10 protein-coding genes are annotated in these 17,329 nt (G+C 72.2%); 3 read left to right on the forward strand and 7 right to left on the reverse strand.

The window, feature by feature from the left end; all coding sequences use genetic code 11:
* Positions 1-91: 91 nt before the first annotated feature.
* Positions 92-679, forward strand: a complete 588-nt coding sequence (locus tag ACFV57_RS22440; RefSeq protein WP_385235003.1) for a TetR/AcrR family transcriptional regulator — start codon at positions 92-94, stop codon at positions 677-679.
* Positions 680-1,005: 326 nt separating this feature from the next.
* Entirely contained in the window at positions 1,006-1,527 is a 522-nt protein-coding gene (locus ACFV57_RS22445) for a TerD family protein (protein ID WP_385235006.1), read from the forward strand.
* A gap of 166 nt (positions 1,528-1,693) precedes the next feature.
* Here ACFV57_RS22445 and ACFV57_RS22450 read toward each other — a convergent pair whose 3' ends face one another.
* Both ACFV57_RS22450 and nrdR read right to left on the reverse strand, forming a co-directional pair.
* Positions 1,694-4,567 (reverse strand): vitamin B12-dependent ribonucleotide reductase, encoded by a 2,874-nt coding sequence (locus ACFV57_RS22450; protein ID WP_385235009.1) that lies wholly within the window; start codon positions 4,565-4,567, stop codon positions 1,694-1,696.
* 119 nt (positions 4,568-4,686) lie between these two features.
* Positions 4,687-5,217 (reverse strand): transcriptional regulator NrdR, encoded by a 531-nt coding sequence (nrdR, locus tag ACFV57_RS22455; protein WP_385235012.1) that lies wholly within the window; start codon positions 5,215-5,217, stop codon positions 4,687-4,689.
* A 544-nt stretch (positions 5,218-5,761) separates the two neighbouring features.
* Here nrdR and lexA point away from each other — a divergent pair.
* Entirely contained in the window at positions 5,762-6,550 is a 789-nt protein-coding gene (lexA, locus tag ACFV57_RS22460) for a transcriptional repressor LexA (RefSeq protein WP_385235015.1), read from the forward strand.
* A gap of 85 nt (positions 6,551-6,635) precedes the next feature.
* Here lexA and ACFV57_RS22465 read toward each other — a convergent pair whose 3' ends face one another.
* The 5 genes from ACFV57_RS22465 to ACFV57_RS22485 all read right to left on the reverse strand — a co-directional run bounded on the left by ACFV57_RS22465 (position 6,636) and on the right by ACFV57_RS22485 (position 16,938).
* Positions 6,636-8,609 carry an ATP-dependent DNA helicase gene (locus ACFV57_RS22465; protein ID WP_385235018.1) on the reverse strand — a complete coding sequence of 658 codons (1,974 nt, stop codon included), beginning with the start codon at positions 8,607-8,609 and terminating at the stop codon, positions 6,636-6,638.
* A gap of 41 nt (positions 8,610-8,650) precedes the next feature.
* A complete protein-coding gene (locus tag ACFV57_RS22470) occupies positions 8,651-10,714 on the reverse strand; it encodes an IucA/IucC family protein (RefSeq protein ID WP_385235188.1) in 2,064 nt (687 codons plus the stop codon).
* A gap of 952 nt (positions 10,715-11,666) precedes the next feature.
* Positions 11,667-12,428, reverse strand: a complete 762-nt coding sequence (locus tag ACFV57_RS22475) for a GNAT family N-acetyltransferase (protein WP_385235021.1) — start codon at positions 12,426-12,428, stop codon at positions 11,667-11,669.
* 318 nt (positions 12,429-12,746) lie between these two features.
* A complete protein-coding gene (locus tag ACFV57_RS22480; protein WP_385235024.1) occupies positions 12,747-15,239 on the reverse strand; it encodes an IucA/IucC family protein in 2,493 nt (830 codons plus the stop codon).
* 277 nt (positions 15,240-15,516) lie between these two features.
* A complete protein-coding gene (locus ACFV57_RS22485; protein ID WP_385235191.1) occupies positions 15,517-16,938 on the reverse strand; it encodes a diaminobutyrate--2-oxoglutarate transaminase family protein in 1,422 nt (473 codons plus the stop codon).
* Between the last annotated feature and the right edge of the window lie 391 nt (positions 16,939-17,329).

Here is a 17,329-nt window from a genome sequence, read left to right on the forward strand (position 1 = left end):
GGCGGTCCCGCGGCCCACACGTTCCGATGCAAGTGCATCACATCGTACGCTTGTCATCGATACGCACGCATCGCATTACCGGGAGCGCCCCATGCCCAAGCAGGTGGACCACGAGAGCCGGCGTCGGCAGATCGCCGAGGCCGTCTGCCGTCTCGCCGACGAACACGGCCTGGAAGGCGTCACCCTGCGCGACGTGGCGGCGCGCGCCGACGTGTCCATGGGGGCGGTCCAGCGCTGCTTCCGCACCAAAGAGGAGATGCTGGTCTTCGCGCTCGGCCACATCGGCACGCGGATCTCGGCGCGAGTGACCGCCCGGCTCGCCGAGTCCCCCGCCCAGTCGGCCCGTACGGCACTCGGGCACGCGACCACCGAGATCTCCCTGCTGCGCCCCGAGCACCGGGCCGAGGCACGCGTCTGGCTCGCCTTCGTCGCCCAGGCCGCGGTCAGCCCATCACTCGCCGAGATCCTGCGCGGCAACTACACCGACCTGCACGGCCTGTTCACGCGCCTCATCGCCGAGGCCACCGGATCGCCCCACTCGGAGCGCGAGGCGCGCACCCTGCTCGCCCTCACCGACGGCCTGACCACCCACGTCCTGATCGGCCATCTCTCCCCCGACACCGCGCTCGACGCCCTGGACAGCCACTTGGCGCGCCTCTGGGGCGACCTGGCCGCCTGACGCGCCCCGGCCGCCCGACCACCCCCGCGGACGGCACCCCGTACGGCACGGCCCGTCAACTTGCCGCCCACGGCGCCGACATCGCGGTATCGCCGCCGGCCCACCCCGCCTGGGCTCCAGTCTCCGTACGCCCCATCCACGTACCCCGAACGAGGTACTCGTGGAACTTCAGACCTACCGCATACGTCGAAGAGGAAGTACGCATACCAGTCCGGCCGACCGGACGGCGTCGCCCCGACCGCCGGGGCAGGGCTTGCAGAGCGTGACACGATGGATGGTGAATCACTCCGCACAGTCCGAGAGTTGCAACACCGGAAGGGATCTCTGTGAGCAGCCTCAACAAAGGGATCGACAAAGTCGAAGTGACCCTCAAGTGGGACCCCAGCCCCGCGGGCACGTCGGACCACGACCTGGATCTCATCGCCGCGACCTACACGAAGGACGACCCGCGCGGGACCCCCGACTACCTCGTGCACTTCGACAGCCGCTCGCCCGACGGCACCATCATCCTCAGCCGCGACAGCCGCACCGGCCTGGGTCTCGGCACCGACGAGGCCATGGTGCTGGAGCTGAACCGGCTGGCGGACACCTACGCGCGCGTGGTCGTCGGCGTGGCCATTCAGCAGCGCGACGGACGCAAGACCTTCGGGGAGATAGCCAACACCGCCGTCCGCGTCAACGAGGGATACGACGAACTGTCGGCGGACGACTTCTCCGCGGTCGCCGGCGCGACCGCCGCGGTGATAGCCGAATTCGGCCGCGACGAGTCGGGCGAATGGCGATTCCACCCGTCCGTACGGGGCTTCGACGCCGACCCGGAAACCTTCGTCACCGTCATGGGCAACTGAGGGACGACGCAGCCGGCGACGGGCGCGGAGAACACCTCGTACGGACAACTCACCCTTATGTGACCCGCTACGCCCGACCGGTGGGCTCCCCCGCACAGACGCAGGGTGGGGAACCGGAATTCCGGCTCCCCACCCTGGTCATTCAGTCACCCGGAAGGTGTCCCGATCAGCTGCATCCGCTGGTCGAGCCGCAGCCCTCGCACAGGTAGCAGCTGCCCGCGCGCTGCATCTTCGTGCCGCACGAGAAGCACAGCGGCGCGTCGGCGTTGATGCCGAGCTGCATCTCCACCAGTTCCGCGTTGGTGTGGGCCTGCTTCGGGGCCGGGGCCGCGGTCTCCTCGACGATCTCGGTCGTCGAGGTGGGGGCCGACTCCAGGCGGCGCGGGGCCGACTGGACCAGGCTCTCGGCGTCCAGCTCCTCGTCCTCGACCGGCTCGTACGAACCGGTGTCCAGGTGGCGCTGGCGCTCCTCGACGGAGTGGATGCCGAGCGCGGAGCGGGTCTCGAAGGGCAGGAAGTCCAGCGCCAGGCGGCGGAAGATGTAGTCGACGATCGACTGCGCCATCCGCACGTCCGGGTCGTCCGTCATGCCGGCCGGCTCGAAGCGCATGTTGGTGAACTTCGAGACGTACGTCTCCAGCGGCACGCCGTACTGGAGACCCACCGAGACGGCGATGGAGAAGGCGTCCATCATGCCCGCGAGGGTCGAACCCTGCTTGGACATCTTCAGGAAGACCTCGCCCAGACCGTCGTCCGGGTAGGAGTTGGCGGTCATGTAGCCCTCGGCGCCGCCGACCGTGAAGGAGGTGGTGATGCCGGGACGGCCCTTGGGCAGGCGCTTGCGGACCGGACGGTACTCGACGACCTTCTCGGCCGGCTTCTCCTCGGCCTTCTTCTCCTCCTCCTTCTTCTTGGCGGAGAGCGGCTGGCCGACCTTGCAGTTGTCGCGGTAGATCGCCAGCGCCTTCAGGCCGAGCTTCCAGCCCTCGAAGTAGACCTCCTCGACCTCCTCGACGGTGGCCGACTCGGGCAGGTTGACGGTCTTGGAGATCGCGCCGGACAGGAACGGCTGGGCCGCCGCCATCATCCGTACGTGGCCCATGGCCGAGATGGAGCGCTCGCCCATGGCGCAGTCGAAGACCTCGTAGTGGGCGGGGTCCAGGCCGGGGGCGTCGATCACGTTGCCGTTGTCGGCGATGTGGGCGACGATCGCCTCGACCTGCTCCGGCTGGTAGCCGAGCCGCTTGAGCGCCTTGGGGACCGTGTTGTTCACGATCTGCATGGAGCCGCCGCCGACCAGCTTCTTGAACTTGACCAGGGCCAGGTCCGGCTCGACGCCCGTGGTGTCGCAGTCCATCATCAGGCCGATGGTGCCGGTCGGGGCCAGCACGGAGGCCTGCGCGTTGCGGAAGCCGTTCTTGTCGCCGAGGCGGATGACGTCCTGCCACGCCTCGGTGGCCGCGGCCCAGACCGGGGTGTCCAGGTCGTCCATGCGCTTGGCGGCGCCGTTGGCGTCCGAGTGCTGCTTCATGACGCGCTTGTGGGCGTCGGCGTTGCGGGCGTAACCGTCGTACGGGCCGACGACCGAGGCCAGCTCGGCGGAGCGCTTGTAGGAGGTGCCCGTCATCAGCGAGGTGATGGCACCGGCCAGGGCGCGGCCGCCGTCCGAGTCGTACGCGTGGCCGGTGGCCATCAGCAGGGCGCCGAGGTTGGCGTAGCCGATGCCCAGCTGGCGGAAGGCGCGGGTGGTCTCACCGATCTTCTCGGTGGGGAAGTCCGCGAAGCAGATGGAGATGTCCATCGCGGTGATGACCAGCTCGACGACCTTCGCGAAGCGCTCGGCGTCGAACGACTGGTTGCCCTTGTCGTCGTCGCGCAGGAACTTCATCAGGTTCAGCGAGGCCAGGTTGCACGAGGAGTTGTCCAGGTGCATGTACTCGCTGCACGGGTTCGAGGCGGTGATCCGGCCCGACTCCGGCGAGGTGTGCCAGTGGTTGATCGTGTCGTCGTACTGGATGCCGGGGTCGGCGCACGCCCAGGCGGCCTCCGCCATCTTGCGGAACAGGCCCTTGGCGTCGACCTCCTCGATGACCTCGCCGTTCATCCGGCCACGCAGGCCGAACTTCGAGCCGGTCTCGACGGCCTTCATGAACTCGTCGTTCACACGGACGGAGTTGTTGGCGTTCTGGTACTGGACGGACGTGATGTCGTCGCCGCCCAGGTCCATGTCGAAGCCCGCGTCGCGCAGGGCGCGGACCTTCTCCTCCTCCTTCACCTTGGTGTCGATGAAGGCCTCGACGTCCGGGTGGTCCACGTCCAGGACGACCATCTTGGCCGCGCGGCGGGTGGCGCCGCCCGACTTGATCGTTCCGGCGGACGCGTCGGCGCCGCGCATGAAGGAGACCGGGCCGGAGGCGTTGCCGCCGGAGGACAGGAGCTCCTTGGAGGAGCGGATGCGGGAGAGGTTCAGGCCGGCGCCGGAGCCGCCCTTGAAGATCATCCCCTCTTCCTTGTACCAGTCCAGGATCGAGTCCATGGAGTCGTCGACGGAGAGGATGAAGCACGCGCTGACCTGCTGCGGCTGCTTCGTGCCGACGTTGAACCACACCGGGGAGTTGAAGCTGAAGACCTGGTGGAGCAGGGCGTACGCCAGCTCGTGCTCGAAGATCTCGGCGTCCGCCGGGGAGGCGAAGTAACCGTTGTCCTCGCCGGCCTTCGTGTACGTCTTGACGACCCGGTCGATGAGCTGCCGCAGGCTCGACTCACGGGTGTCGGAGCCCACCGCGCCGCGGAAGTACTTGCTCGTGACGATGTTGACCGCGTTCACCGACCAGAAGTCGGGGAACTCGACGCCACGCTGCTCGAAGTTGACCGAGCCGTCGCGCCAGTTGGTCATGACGACGTCACGGCGCTCCCACGTCACCTCGTCGTACGGGTGCACGCCGGGGGTGGTGTGGATGCGCTCGATGCGCAGCCCCTTGCTCGCCTTGCTGCCCTTGGCGCGGGAGCCTCGTGCCGGGCCGCTCGTCGTCTCTGTCATTCCGCCTCCCTGTACGGGCAAACGCCCATATGTGCGCACTTCTTCCCGTGGCACGGTGTGTGTCTGTCTGGCACCAGGGCGCCTGCTTTTGCCCTGGTCAGGTATGTGGTGTGCCGATCTCAGTCGGCGGCGGTGGCGGGCACCGGGACCGCCGGCTGCCCGGCGCTCCCCTCGCACCCGCACTGGCGCGCGGGCGGTCCCTGCTCGCTCTGCTCCCGCAGCTCGGCGATGGCCGCCTCGAAGTCCTCCAGCGAATCGAAGGCCCGATAGACGCTCGCGAAGCGCAGGTAGGCGACGAGGTCGAGTTCCTGCAGGGGGCCCAGTATGGCCAGCCCGACGTCATGGGTGGACAGCTCGGCGCTGCCGGTGGCGCGCACCGCTTCCTCGACCCGCTGGCCCAGCTTGGCGAGGGCGTCCTCGGTGACCGGCCGGCCCTGGCACGCCTTGCGCACGCCGGCGATGACCTTGTTACGGCTGAAAGGCTCGGTGACCCCGCTCCGCTTGATCACCATCAGTGACGCCGTCTCGATGGTCGTGAAGCGGCGGGAGCAGTCCGGGCACTGGCGGCGCCGGCGGATCGAGGTGCCGTCATCGGTGGTGCGGCTGTCGACCACCCGGCTGTCGGGGTGCCTGCAGAAGGGGCAATGCATGAATTCACCCTCCTCACCCTCGAAAATTACGGTCGTGCGCCCATGGTCCCGGCGTACGCCTGATGACCTCCCAGGCGCCCTCACGGGCCCCTCGGAGCAGCCCCAAGCATAGGCGATCCCCAGAGCCCCGAAAGACACCGGCACCACAACTTGTAGGCGGTTGTAGTCATCAAAGCACTAGATGTGGTGTGCGGAGGTCACCCGCGTCCTAGGCGTGTCGCAGCGGGGCGGGGCCTCGGCGGCCGCTCACGGGGCCGCCGACGAGGGTACGGGACATGCCCCGGGGGCGGCTCCGGCGGGGCGGGGATGACAGAATCGACGGCGTCGCGGCACCCGGTCCGTACCCGGCGGGACGGCGCGCGCCCACGGCCAACAGTCCGGGGCGAAGAGTACCGCAATGACCCGAATTGCCTTTCGGCTATACACCTCAGCCCGTGATCAGGTCAGCTAATCCGGAAATTTTCACTCGAACGTGTGTTTGGCGCAACCTTTCGAAAGCAACTACCGTTGGCTAACTAGGGAGCACATTCCGAGAGGGGCCGACGTGACCACCACCGCAGACAGCGCCACCATCACCGCCCAGAGCCACTCCCAGAGCCGATTCGAACCGACCCGGAAACCGCCGATGGACGACGCAATGGCCCCCGAGGGGCAAAAGCCAGCCCGCTCGCTGCCCGGCCGTCCTCCAGGCATCCGCGCCGACAGTTCGGGACTCACCGACCGCCAGCGCAGGGTCATCGAGGTCATCCGGGATTCCGTCCAGCGCCGCGGCTATCCGCCGTCCATGCGCGAGATCGGCCAGGCGGTGGGGCTGTCCAGCACCTCGTCCGTCGCCCACCAGCTCATGGCTCTGGAGCGCAAGGGTTTCCTGCGCCGCGACCCGCACCGCCCCCGGGCGTACGAGGTCCGCGGCTCCGACCAGCCGAGCAACACGCCGACCGACACGACGGGCAAGCCCGCCGCGTCCTACGTCCCCCTCGTCGGCCGGATCGCCGCCGGCGGCCCCATCCTCGCCGAGGAGTCGGTCGAGGACGTCTTCCCGCTGCCCCGGCAGCTGGTCGGCGACGGCGAGCTGTTCGTGCTGAAGGTCGTGGGTGACTCCATGGTGGAGGCCGCGATCTGCGACGGCGACTGGGTCACGGTGCGCCGCCAGCCCGTCGCGGAGAACGGTGACATCGTCGCGGCCATGCTGGACGGCGAGGCCACGGTCAAGCGCTTCAAGCGCGAGGACGGCCACGTGTGGCTGCTGCCGCACAACTCCGCGTACCAGCCCATCCCCGGTGACGAGGCCACGATCCTCGGCAAGGTGGTGGCGGTGCTGCGGCGGGTCTGACCTGCCCCTCGACCGAGCCCCGGGGCCACTGCGCCGGTCCCGGGGCTCTGTCCTGCGCCTGACCGCACCGCTCTCGGCCCCGGCCCTACGCTCCCTCCGCCGTCTTGGCCGCGGCGTCGATGGCGGCCAGGGAACGGCGGACCTGGTTGCGATCGGTGGTGTACCAGAACTCGGGCATGGACTTGCGGAGGAACGAGCCGTAGCGGGCGCGCTCCACGCGGGGGTCCAGGACGGCGACGACCCCGCGGTCGCCCGTGGCCCGTACAAGACGGCCCGCTCCCTGGGCCATCAGCAGGGCGGCATGGGTGGCGGCGACCGCCATGAAGCCGTTGCCGCCCGCTTCCTCCACGGCCTTCTGGCGGGCGCTCATCAGGGGGTCGTCGGGACGCGGGAAGGGCACCCGGTCCATGACCACCAGCTGGCAGTTCGGGCCCGGCACGTCGACGCCCTGCCACAGGGAGAGGGTGCCGAACAGACACGTACGGGCGTCCGCGGCGAAGGTGCGGATCAGCTCGCCGAGGGTCTCCTCGCCCTGGAGGAGGATCGGCATGTCCAGCCGCCCGCGGAGGTTCTCGGCGGCGGCCTGGGCGGCGCGCATGGAGGAGAACAGGCCGAGCGTACGGCCGCCGGCGGCCTCGATCAGTTCGGCCAGCTCGTCGAGCATGTCCGTACGGCTGCCCTCGCGGCCCGGCTGGGCGAGGTGCTTGGCCACGTACAGGATGCCCTGCTTGCCGTAGTCGAACGGTGAGCCGACGTCCAGGCCCTTCCACCGGGGGACGTCCTCGCCTTCCGTCCCCTCCGGTGCGAGGCCGAGGGAGGCGCCGACGCCGTTGAAGTCGCCGCCCAGCTTGAGGGTGGCGGACGTGAGCACGACGGAGCGGTCAGCGAAGAGCTTCTCGCGCAGCAGGCCGGAGACGGACAGCGGCGCGACGCGCAGGGAGGCGCCGAAGCGGTCGTGGCGCTCGTACCAGACGACGTCGTACTCGGAGCCGTTGGCGATGCGCTCGGCGACCGCGTGGACGTTCTCGACGGAGGCGAGGGCCTGCTTGCGTACGGCGTCCTCGTCCTGGACGGACTTGTCGCGGGTCGAGCCGAGGGCCGAGATGACCGTACGCGCCGCGTCACGCAGCGCCATCAGGCAGTAGCCGAGGTCCTCGGGGATCTCTTCGAGGCGGCCGGGCAGGGCCAGCTCCATCAGCCGCTCGAAGGTCTCCGAGGCGGTCAGGAGCTGGTCGGCGGCCTTCTCGTTGACCAGCTTGGCGGCGCGCTTGACGGCCCGGTTGACCTGGCCGGGAGTGAGCTCTCCGGTGGCCACGCCGGTGACGCGGGAGACCAGCTCATGGGCCTCGTCGACGATCAGTACGTCGTGCTGGGGCAGCACCGGGGCGCCCTCGATGGCGTCGATGGCCAGCAGGGCGTGGTTGGTGACGATCACGTCGGCGAGCTTGGCACGCTCGCGAGCGGCCTCGGCGAAGCACTCCGCGCCGTACGCGCACTTCGAGGCGCCCAGACACTCGCGCGAGGAGACCGAGACCTGGCCCCAGGCGCGGTCGGAGACGCCGGGGGTGAGGTCGTCGCGGTCGCCGGTCTCGGTCTCGTCCGCCCAGTCGCGCAGCCGCAGCAGGTCCTTGCCCAGCTTGCTCGTGGGCGTCGCGTGCTCGAAGGGGTCGAAGAGGCCCTCCTCCTCTTCCTGCGGGACGCCTTCGTGCAGGCGGTGCAGGCAGACGTAGTTGGAGCGGCCCTTGAGCATGGCGAACTGCGGACGGCGGCGCAGCTGCGGGTGCAGGGCGTCGACCGTACGCGGCAGGTCGCGCTCGACCAGCTGGCGCTGGAGCGCGAGGGTGGCCGTGGCCACCACCACTCGGTCGCCGTGGGCCAGCGCCGGCACCAGGTAGCCGAGCGACTTACCGGTGCCGGTGCCAGCCTGTACGAGCAGGTGGGAGCTGTCGTCGACCGCTTCGGCGACGGCTTCGGCCATGGCGATCTGGCCGGGGCGCTCGGTGCCGCCGACAGCGGTGACGGCGGCGTGCAGCAGATCGGGGAGGGAGGGCTTCGTCATAGCGCTGCCACCCTACGCGGGCCCACTGACAATCTGCTCGGTCACGGGTGGTGGAGCGGGTTGGGCACGGTGCCGTGCACGGCGGCGTGCGGACGCTGGGCCCGGTCGCGGTATCCGTCGAGGTGGAGACGGTTGCGGTTCAGGCACAGCCGGGCGATGCGGGGGGTGAGCAGGTCGAAGGTCTCGTGTCGTTTCTTCAGGTGCGGGAAGCGTCCCTGGTGGCGCAGGATCTCCGCCCGTACGAGGGACCAGAACTCCGCTTCGGGTACCGCGAGTTGCTGCTCGCACAGTGGGGCGAGGTAGCGGAAGACCCCGACGAAGAGGCCGGAGTGGATGAACTGGGTGAGGAAGTCCGGCGGTTCGGTGAGCAGCACCGCGCGTACGTCGGCGGGCATGCCCGCGTGCTCGGGCAGCGGGTCGGCACAGGTGTTGACGTCGTCGACGAAGTCCTTGACCGCGAGGCGGGTGGGGACGTCCTGCTGGTCGAAGACGACGATGGCGTTCTCGCCGTGCGGGGAGAAGACCGTGCCGTACTGGTAGAGGAAGTGCAGCAGGGGCGGCAGCAGAGCGGCGAAGAGGTGGCGCAGCCAGACGCGGGGGGCCAGGCCGGAACGGTGCACCAGTTCGGCCGTTAAGGCGCGCCCGTGCGGGTCGGTCTGCAGGAGCGCGGCCAGGGTGCGGGCCCGCTCCCCCGGCTCCAGGTAGCGGCTGATCGGTTCCCGCCAGATACAGCCCAGCAGTTCCTTGTACTGGTACGGGACACCGGGCAGCCGGTCGTACAGGGGGTGTTCGACGGTGACGGAGGCGGTCTCGCCGAGCAGGATCACGCGGGTCTCGTCGCGCAGGTACGGGTCGGCGTCACGCAGGCCGTGGACCCAGGCGGTGACGGCGGGGGCGGCGATGGTGCGTTCGGTCGGCAGGCCGCGCCAGACGAGGGTGTTGAGGACGGAGAGCGGGAGTTTGACCGTGCGGGCCCGGGGGCGGCTGAGGTTGAGGAAGGTGCGGATCGACTGCTGGGGCAGTCGCAGGTCGTTGTCAGTGGCGAGTGGGACGATGGATTTGTCGGCGAGTTGGGGGGCGAAGAGAGGCGCGACGGTCTCGTCCCACTGCCAGGGGTGGACGGGGAGGTAGAGGTAGTCGGCGGGGTCGAGGCCCTGCGAGGAGAGGGTGCGGGTGAAGGCGGCGCGGGTTTCGGGGGTGAGTTCATCGGCGTAGAGACGATCGGGGGTGGCCAGGGCCGGGACGCCCCGGTAGACGGCCAGCCGGCGGTGCGCGGCGATCCAGGGCAGGCGCTGCGGGGTGCGGGCCTCGGGTGACCAGACGGCGGCGTCGGTCGCGGAGAAGCCGAGGCGGCCCTTGTTGGCGACGAGCCAGGGGTGGCCGGTCTGGTGGCCTTCCAGGGCGGCGTAGTCGAGGTCGGCGAGCGCCGCCGCGCTGAGGGCCGTGGCGTCCAGCCAGGTGTCGGCGGCGAGGGTGGCGGTCAGCTCGCGGATGAGGTGGCCGGTGGTGTCACCGGACAGGCCCAGGACGGTGTCGTGGGCGTGGAAGAGGAAGTGAAGGGGGTCGCCCGTGGGGGTGATGGAGTCGGGATCGACGCGCCAGTGTCCGTACGCGCCGCGCCGGGCCCGGAAGCGGTAGGTCACGTCTTCGGTCAGACGCAGACGGTACGGGCGGGTCCCGTCCGCGGTGCGGGCGCGCGGGGGGCCTGACGGGGGCGTCTGGGCGGAGGCCGGGAGCGGGACCTTGGAGGGGGGAGCGGGGGCCGGGGCCTCGGAGGGGGAGCCGGGAGCCGGGGCCTTGGGGGCGGGGCTGGGGGCGTTGCCGTGGGCGGAGCCGGGAGCGTGGCTGGGGCCGGGGGCGTGGCTGAGGCCCGGGGTATGGGCGCTGCGGTCGTCGGCGGGGCTGGGGCTGGGGCCGGGAGCGGCGACGTGGCCGTCGCGGGGGCCGGGGACGGAGGCGTCCGGGAGGTCGGGTTCGGGGGTGATCACCTCCTCGTACGCGAACTCCGCCAGCATCTTGGCGAGCAGCCGACGAGCGGCCCTCCGCCACGCGCGGTGGTCGGCTGCGCCGTCGCCGAGCGGCTCGCCTCCGGGGGTTGCGGTGATGGGGGGCTCGGTGCAGGCGACCCCGCTGCCGGGCGGTGCGGTGGCGGGGGCTGCGGTGGCGGGGACTGTGATCGCGGGGGTTGCGATGGAGGGGGGTGGGGCCGCAGGGAAGGCGTGCCCGGTGGAGGGGGGTGCGGGGGTGTCGGCGGCGGGGTTGCCCTGACCGGGGGTGCCGGGGCCGCCGGGCTCGGGGCCACCGACCCCGGAATCGCTGGACTCGCAGCCACCGGCACCGGAATCGCGGGACCCGCTGCCGCCGGAGCTGCCGGGCGGGGGGCTGCTGGGCCCGCTGCTGCCAGGGACTTCAGGACCAGGGCTGCCGGAGCCATCGGTCCGGGAGCGTTCGGTTCCGGGGCTGCTGGGCCCGCTGCTGCCGGCGCTGCCGGGCTGAGCGCCGCCGGAAGCGGGCCTGTCAGCGGCAGGGGCGCCGGAGGCGGTGTTCGCGCCCCCGGGGCTGCCGGACGCGGGACTGCCCGATGCGGGGCTGCCCGACCCGGGGCTGCCGAGGGTGGGTTCGGGGAGGTCGAGGCTGTCGGCGCCGCGGCTGTGGGGGCCCGGGCTGCCGCCGTTGGGGTCGCCGGTGCCGGATTCGGGGCTATGGAGAGGTTCGGGAGAAGGACGCAAGGCGGGACTCCTGGGGACGAGACCTGAGCGACACGGACAGTGCGTGAGAGGGAGGGGTCAGGTGTGGAGACACGGACAGTGCGAAGGGTGCGGTCGGAACGGCCGGAAGAACCGGAAGGGAGAGGAGCGCTGAGAGGGAGGAGAGGGTCGGGAGGGAGGGAAAGGCCGGAGCAGCCTGAAGGGGCGGAGTGGCATGAAGGGGCGGACGGGTGGCTGGTGGGGGCAGAGGCCGCCGCCGTGCATGCGGTGGGGGCGCAGGCAGTGACGGTGGGCAGGCGGAAGCCGCCGACGGGGGAACGTCGGCGGCGGGCGCGAACCGCGGCGGTGGTCACAGGAGGTGGCGGTGGGCGCGATCGCGGATCATGAGGGCCGCGCGTTTGGCGGGCAGGTCGAGCTCGTCGGCGTAACGGAATCCGGCGCCGAGGAACGCGGCGACGGACGGGATGTTGCGCAGGTCGGGCTCGGCGACGACCCGGCCGCACCGCGGGCGGTGGTCCAGGACGAGGTCCGCGGTGGCGCGCAGCAGCGCGGTCCCGATGCCGCGGCCCCGGTCGGCGACGCCCCCGATCAGCAGGTGCAGCCCCGTGTCGTGTGGCCGGGCCGGGTAGTAGCGGGCGACCGGGTCCAGGTCGGCGCGGTAGACCTCCCAGTAGCTCATGGGGACACCGCCCAGTACGCCGAGGCAGGGCACGCTGCGTCCGTCACCGTCGAGTTGGGCGCGCAGGTGGGCGGCGGTGGTCTCCTCCGGTCCGGCCAGTTCCCAGAACGCCGCGACGGCCGGGTCGTTCATCCAGGCCGAGATCAGCGGCAGGTCGCGCTCGATGCGTACGGGAACGAGCTGGAACGGGCCGGCGGCGGTCGGCGCCGGGTGCCAGCCCGCGATGTGGTCGAGCAGGTCGCCGCCGGCCGGGCTGTCGTCCGGATCGGCGGACAGCGGCGCGTCGCTGAACAGCGCGGTGATGTCGGGCGGCAGGTGCAGGTCGAGGGTGTCGTCGAGTGCGTCGTCCGGAGGTGGTTCGAGTGGGGTTTCCAGGGGGCGGTCGAAGGTCTCGTCGGGTCCCGGGTCGATGCCGGATTCGGTGGGGGGCACGGCGGCGCTCTCTCCTTTCCGGGCCTCCTCACGAGGTCACGGGGCGGGCGGGCAGGGAATCGGGGGGAAGGACTCGCGGGGTGGTGCGAGGTGGGGTGGGCGGGGCTGGTTGGGCGGGGCTGCTTGGGCGGGACGGTCGAGGACGCCAGATGTCCGACGCCGGATGTCGGATGTCGGATGTCGAGTGAGACGGCTACGGCATGGGAGCCAGGGACAGAGGCGGGGTGGGGGGCTCGGAACGCCTGCGGAAACGTGGACGGAAACGGGGGACGGACGAGGCGGAATCAGGGGCCGGGAAGGCCAGGAGGGGCAGAAGGGTCAGAGGTGGAGGGGGTTGGGGATGGTGACGTAGACGGACTGGGTGTCGACGGGGCCGACGAGTTCGTCGAGGCCGCGCAGCCGGGTCAGCAGATTGGCCTTGCAGCGCAGGGTGCGGGCTTCGAGGAGTCGGCCGGGCAGCGGTGAACGGTGTGCCGCGGGCCCGGCGGCGGCATCGGTGAGGAAGCGGCGGAAGGCCGCGAGAAGCACGTTCTCGCCGGCCAGGCGCTGCGATCCGAAGGCGCCGATGAGACCTAGGACGTTGTTGATGCCGAGGTAGTAGGCGAAGCGCTCGTCGGTGACCTCGTCGGTGACGAAGGTGTCGCTGGCGGCGCCGATGCCGGGCAGCCGCCGCTCCAGCTCCGCACGCCGCGACTCGCGGAAGTAGTAGCCCTGGTTGTCCCGGTAGCGGCCGCCGGCGGGCCAGCCGTCCCGGTCCAGCAGGACGAGGGTGTTCTGCTGGTGGGCTTCGAGGGCGACGCCCGCGGTGCCGTCGAGCCAGAGGACGGGCCGTACCACCGCTTCGAGGTAGCGCAGGAACCACTCGGTGGCGACGGCGCCCGCGGGCCGGCCGGTGCGGGCGGTGAGCCTGCCGATGACGTCGGCGAGGCGGGAGCGCAGGCCGAGGCGGCCGGGCCACGGGCGGGGCGAGGTGAGGGCGGCGATGCAGACGGCGTCGTCGGAGTCGGCGAACGGGTTGTGCCGGACCACCACGTCCAGCCCGCGCACCGGCTCGCCGTCGGCTCCGGTGACGCCGAGCCAGGCCGGGTCACGGACGATGTCGAAGCCCGGTGTGCCGGGGAAGGCCGCCCGCCACTGCGCGGCGAGGCCGGTACGGAGCAGCCGGTGCACCTCGACGCCGCGTTGCAGCTCCTTGCGGAGGTTGTCGCGGCGGGAGTTGGTGATGCGCACGCCCAGGGAGAGCTTGAGCATGGCGTCGCGGCCGGGGCGGAAGACGGTGCGTACGGAGGAGGTGGGGTGCCAGGCCGGGCCGCCGGCGCCCAGGTCGCGGAGGTGTCCCGACGCGTACAGCTCGGCGATGTCCGGGCGGTGGCCGAGCTGGTGGGCCTGCCAGGGGTGCATCGGCAACGGCAGGGTGCCGGCGGGCGCCTGGGGAGCCCCCTCGGCGAAGCGGGCGGCCAGCCGCTCGGCGGGGACGGTCCGGCCGCGCTCGGTCCAGGCCGAGTCGGCGGCGAACACGTCCCGGTGGACGGCCATCCAGTGGAGGCGGAACGCGCCGCGCAGCTCCGGCGAGTAGGCGCGCGTCTCGGCGTCCGTCAGGCCTTCCCGGCTCTTGGGGGTGGGGTGCATGGGGTGGCCGAAGAGCAGGTCCTGTTCGGCGGCGAGGAAGCGGGAGCCGCCGCGGTCGTCGGCGGGGGCGGCACACCGGTCGGCGAGGAAGGCCGCGGTGTGCCGTACGGAGTCGGCGACGCGGCCGACGAGGTCGGCGCTTTCGCTGTCCGGTGGGCCGGCAGGATGGTGTGAGGACCGGCTGGAGAGGTGACCGGGGGTGGCGCCGGGCGCGGGACGGGGCGCCGCGGGGAGGGCGGAGGCACCGCCGCTGTCCGTACTGCCGGAGCCGTCGTACCCCTGCCCGTGTCCCGGCCCAAATTCCTGCTCGTATCCCTGCTCGTATCCCTGCTCGTATCCCTGCTCGTATTCCTGCTCGTATCCCTGCTCGTATTCCTGCCCGTATCCCTGGGTGTGGCCCTGCCCGTACCCCTGCCCGTGTCCCGGGCCGTCGCCGACGCCTTTGCCGGACACGGCTCCCGCGTCACCCCGCACGGCCTCCCGGCGCAGCAGGGCGGCGAGGGTCACCGCGTCCAGTGGCGCGGCGTCGGCGGGGGCGCCTTCCAGTACGGGTGCGCCGAGACGGTGCCAGCCGGTGTCCGACCAGTACAGAACGGGGATGTGCAGGGCCGCGGCGCTGGCGCCGAGAGGCAGGTGCAGCCGGTTGCCGGACGGGCGGGGCGTACCGCTCTCGCGAATCCAGCAGCGGAGCAGTCCCTCGGCACCGGCGGCGTCGGCGGCGACGGCCGGGTCCGGGTGCTCCAGCCGATCCTGCTCGGGGTCGGGGGCCGGGTCCTGGGCGGAGGCCTCGGCAACGGAGTCCTCAGCAGGGGCAGAGGCCGGGTCCGGTTCCTGCCCCGGGTTCTGCACGGTGGTCTGTCGGGCGCTCCCCTGCTCGGCAGCACACCCGGCCGCGGCCACGGCCACGGGCTCGGCCTCGATCCCGACCTCGTCGTCCGCGTACACGGTGACGACCCGGGTCGCCCCGAGGCCGTGGCAGTCCTCGTGCCCGTGCCGCTCGTGGTGCCCGAGCCGTACGGCGCAACCGGTGTGGCCGCCGTGCTCGCCGCTTTCGGCGGTGTCGTGGGCGCCGGCGCGCCGGTTCTGGCGCGGCACGGCGGGCTCCCGGAGCCGGGCCAGGGGTTCACGGGGCAGACGTCGCTCGTCGGCCGGAGTCCCGTCGGGGCCGGGGCGTTCGTTCATCGGGGTGTGCCTCGCAGGGTCGACGCGGTCTGGACGTGGGTGGGGCGGTGAGAAGGCGTACGGCGGGAGGAGAGCGTGTGGCGGGAGGGGGGTGCGGGGCGAGAGGAGGTCGCGGGGCGGGAGCGGCGTACCGATCGGAGCGGAGCCCGGCGACGGGGCGACGAGCAGCGGTTCCCGGTACGCCCGCAACGGCGGCGCCGCGGACAGCAGCGACGCGGACAGCAGTGACGCACGCCGGAGCCCGCACTCCCGCTCACTCCCCCGCTCACTCCCCCGCTCACGGCGTCCCTCCGGACACCTGCCGCGGTACCGCGTGGTCCTGCCCCCCCGGCGCGGGCGCCCCGCCCGCCGCCCCGTCCGGGCGCGCCATGCCGCCCGCCCCCGTCCGTGCCGCGGCGGCCAGCGCGTCGGCGAGGCGGTCGAGGACCGCGTCCGCCTGCTCGTCGGTGATGGTGAGCGGCGGCAGCAGCCGGACCACCGCGCCGTGGCGGCCGCCCAGTTCGACGATCAGGCCCCGGTCCAGGCACTCCTGCTGGACGGCCGCGGCCAGTGCGGGCGCGGCCGGGCGGGCGCCCGCTGGGTCCGGGGCGGCGTCCGGGTCGACCAGTTCCAGGCCGAGCATCAGGCCGCGGCCCCGTACGTCACCGACGCAGTCGTGTTCGGCGGCGAGTTCGCGCAGCCGGGACGTCATGCGGACGCCCAGCTCACCGGCGCGCCGCGCGAGGTCGTTCTCCCGGACGTACGCGAGGGTGGCCGCGCCCGCCGCCATCGCGAGCTGGTTGCCGCGGAAGGTGCCGGCGTGCGCGCCGGGCGGCCAGGCGTCCAGCTCCTCGCGGTAGACGATGACCGCGAGCGGCAGGCTGCCGCCGATCGCCTTGGACAGCACGAGGACGTCGGGGACCACGCCGCTGTGTCCGACGGCCCAGAACGCGCCGGTACGGCCGACGCCGGTCTGCACCTCGTCCACGATGAGGGGGATGTCCCGTACGGCCGTCAGCTCGCGCATCCGGCGCAGCCAGCTGTCGGGCGCGGGGATCACCCCGCCCTCGCCCTGGACCGGTTCCAGGATCATTCCGGCCGGTCTGCCGACTCCGCTCTTGTCGTCGTCCAGCACGTTCGCGGTCCAGCGCGCCGCCAGTTCGGCGCCGTGCTCGCCGCCCGTGCCGAAGGGGCAGCGGTAGTCGTACGGATACGGGAGCCGGGTCACGGAGGTGTCGCGCGCGCCCCCGGACGCCGCGAGCGCCCCCGCCGTCATGCCGTGGTAGGCGCCGGTGAAGGCCGCGAGCCCGTCCCGGCCGGTCGCGGTCCGTACCAGCTTGAAGGCGGCCTCGACGGCGTCCGTGCCGGCCGGGCCGCAGAACTGGACGCGGCCGTGGTCGGCGAGTTCCGCGGGCAGGGTGGCGAACAGTTCGGTGACGAAGGCGTCCTTGACCGGGGTCGCCAGGTCGAGGACGTGCAGGGGGGCGCCGGAGTCCAGGACGGAGCGGATCGCCTCCAGGACGACGGGGTGGTTGTGCCCGAGCGCGAGGGTGCCCGCTCCGGAGAGGCAGTCCAGGTAGCGGCGGCCGTCGGCGCCCTCGATGGTCAGCCCGCGGGCGCGCACCGGGACGATGGGCAGCGAGCGCGCGTACGTACGGGCGGCGGACTCGCGGAGCGACTGCCGCCGCAGGATGCCCTCGGGGGCGGGAGGGGGTGCCATCGGCAGGGGCTGGGTCAAGGCCACGGCGGTTCGGTCCTCCTGCTGCTGAACTCTTCTGTTGAACTGCTCAGTTGAACTGCGGGCCCGCGGCGCGCCGATCGCGCCCCGACGGGCCGTTCCGTCGCGCACCGGGCCTGGTCCGTTGTCGGCAGGTGGCCGGGCTTCCGCGGTGGGACGCCGCCTCCGTCACCGACCATGACTCAGCCGCCCCCCGTACGTATCAACGACGCCGCCCGCGGGAGAACACGGCCTGCCGGAAGATCCTTGGAGCGCACGCGGGCCGGGCGCGGCGAAGGCGGGAGTCGGGAACGGCAACCGGGGCCGGGAGCGGCTACCGGAGCCGGGAGCGCGCAGGAGCCGGACCCGCAGACCACCCGGCCACCCGACCACC

Origin of the sequence: Streptomyces sp. NPDC059788 (assembly GCF_042732265.1) — a bacterium.
GTDB lineage: Bacteria > Actinomycetota > Actinomycetes > Streptomycetales > Streptomycetaceae > Streptomyces.

What these genes read in the sequence shown, in the direction of transcription:
- ACFV57_RS22485 (WP_385235191.1), bottom strand. Translation starts at nt 16,938, where the DNA reads ATGGCACCCCCTCCCGCCCCCGAGGGCATCCTGCGGCGGCAGTCGCTC.
- ACFV57_RS22480 (WP_385235024.1), bottom strand. Translation starts at nt 15,239, where the DNA reads ATGAACGAACGCCCCGGCCCCGACGGGACTCCGGCCGACGAGCGACGT.
- nrdR (WP_385235012.1), bottom strand. Translation starts at nt 5,217, where the DNA reads ATGCATTGCCCCTTCTGCAGGCACCCCGACAGCCGGGTGGTCGACAGC.
- ACFV57_RS22450 (WP_385235009.1), bottom strand. Translation starts at nt 4,567, where the DNA reads ATGACAGAGACGACGAGCGGCCCGGCACGAGGCTCCCGCGCCAAGGGC.
- ACFV57_RS22440 (WP_385235003.1), top strand. Translation starts at nt 92, where the DNA reads ATGCCCAAGCAGGTGGACCACGAGAGCCGGCGTCGGCAGATCGCCGAG.
- ACFV57_RS22465 (WP_385235018.1), bottom strand. Translation starts at nt 8,609, where the DNA reads ATGACGAAGCCCTCCCTCCCCGATCTGCTGCACGCCGCCGTCACCGCT.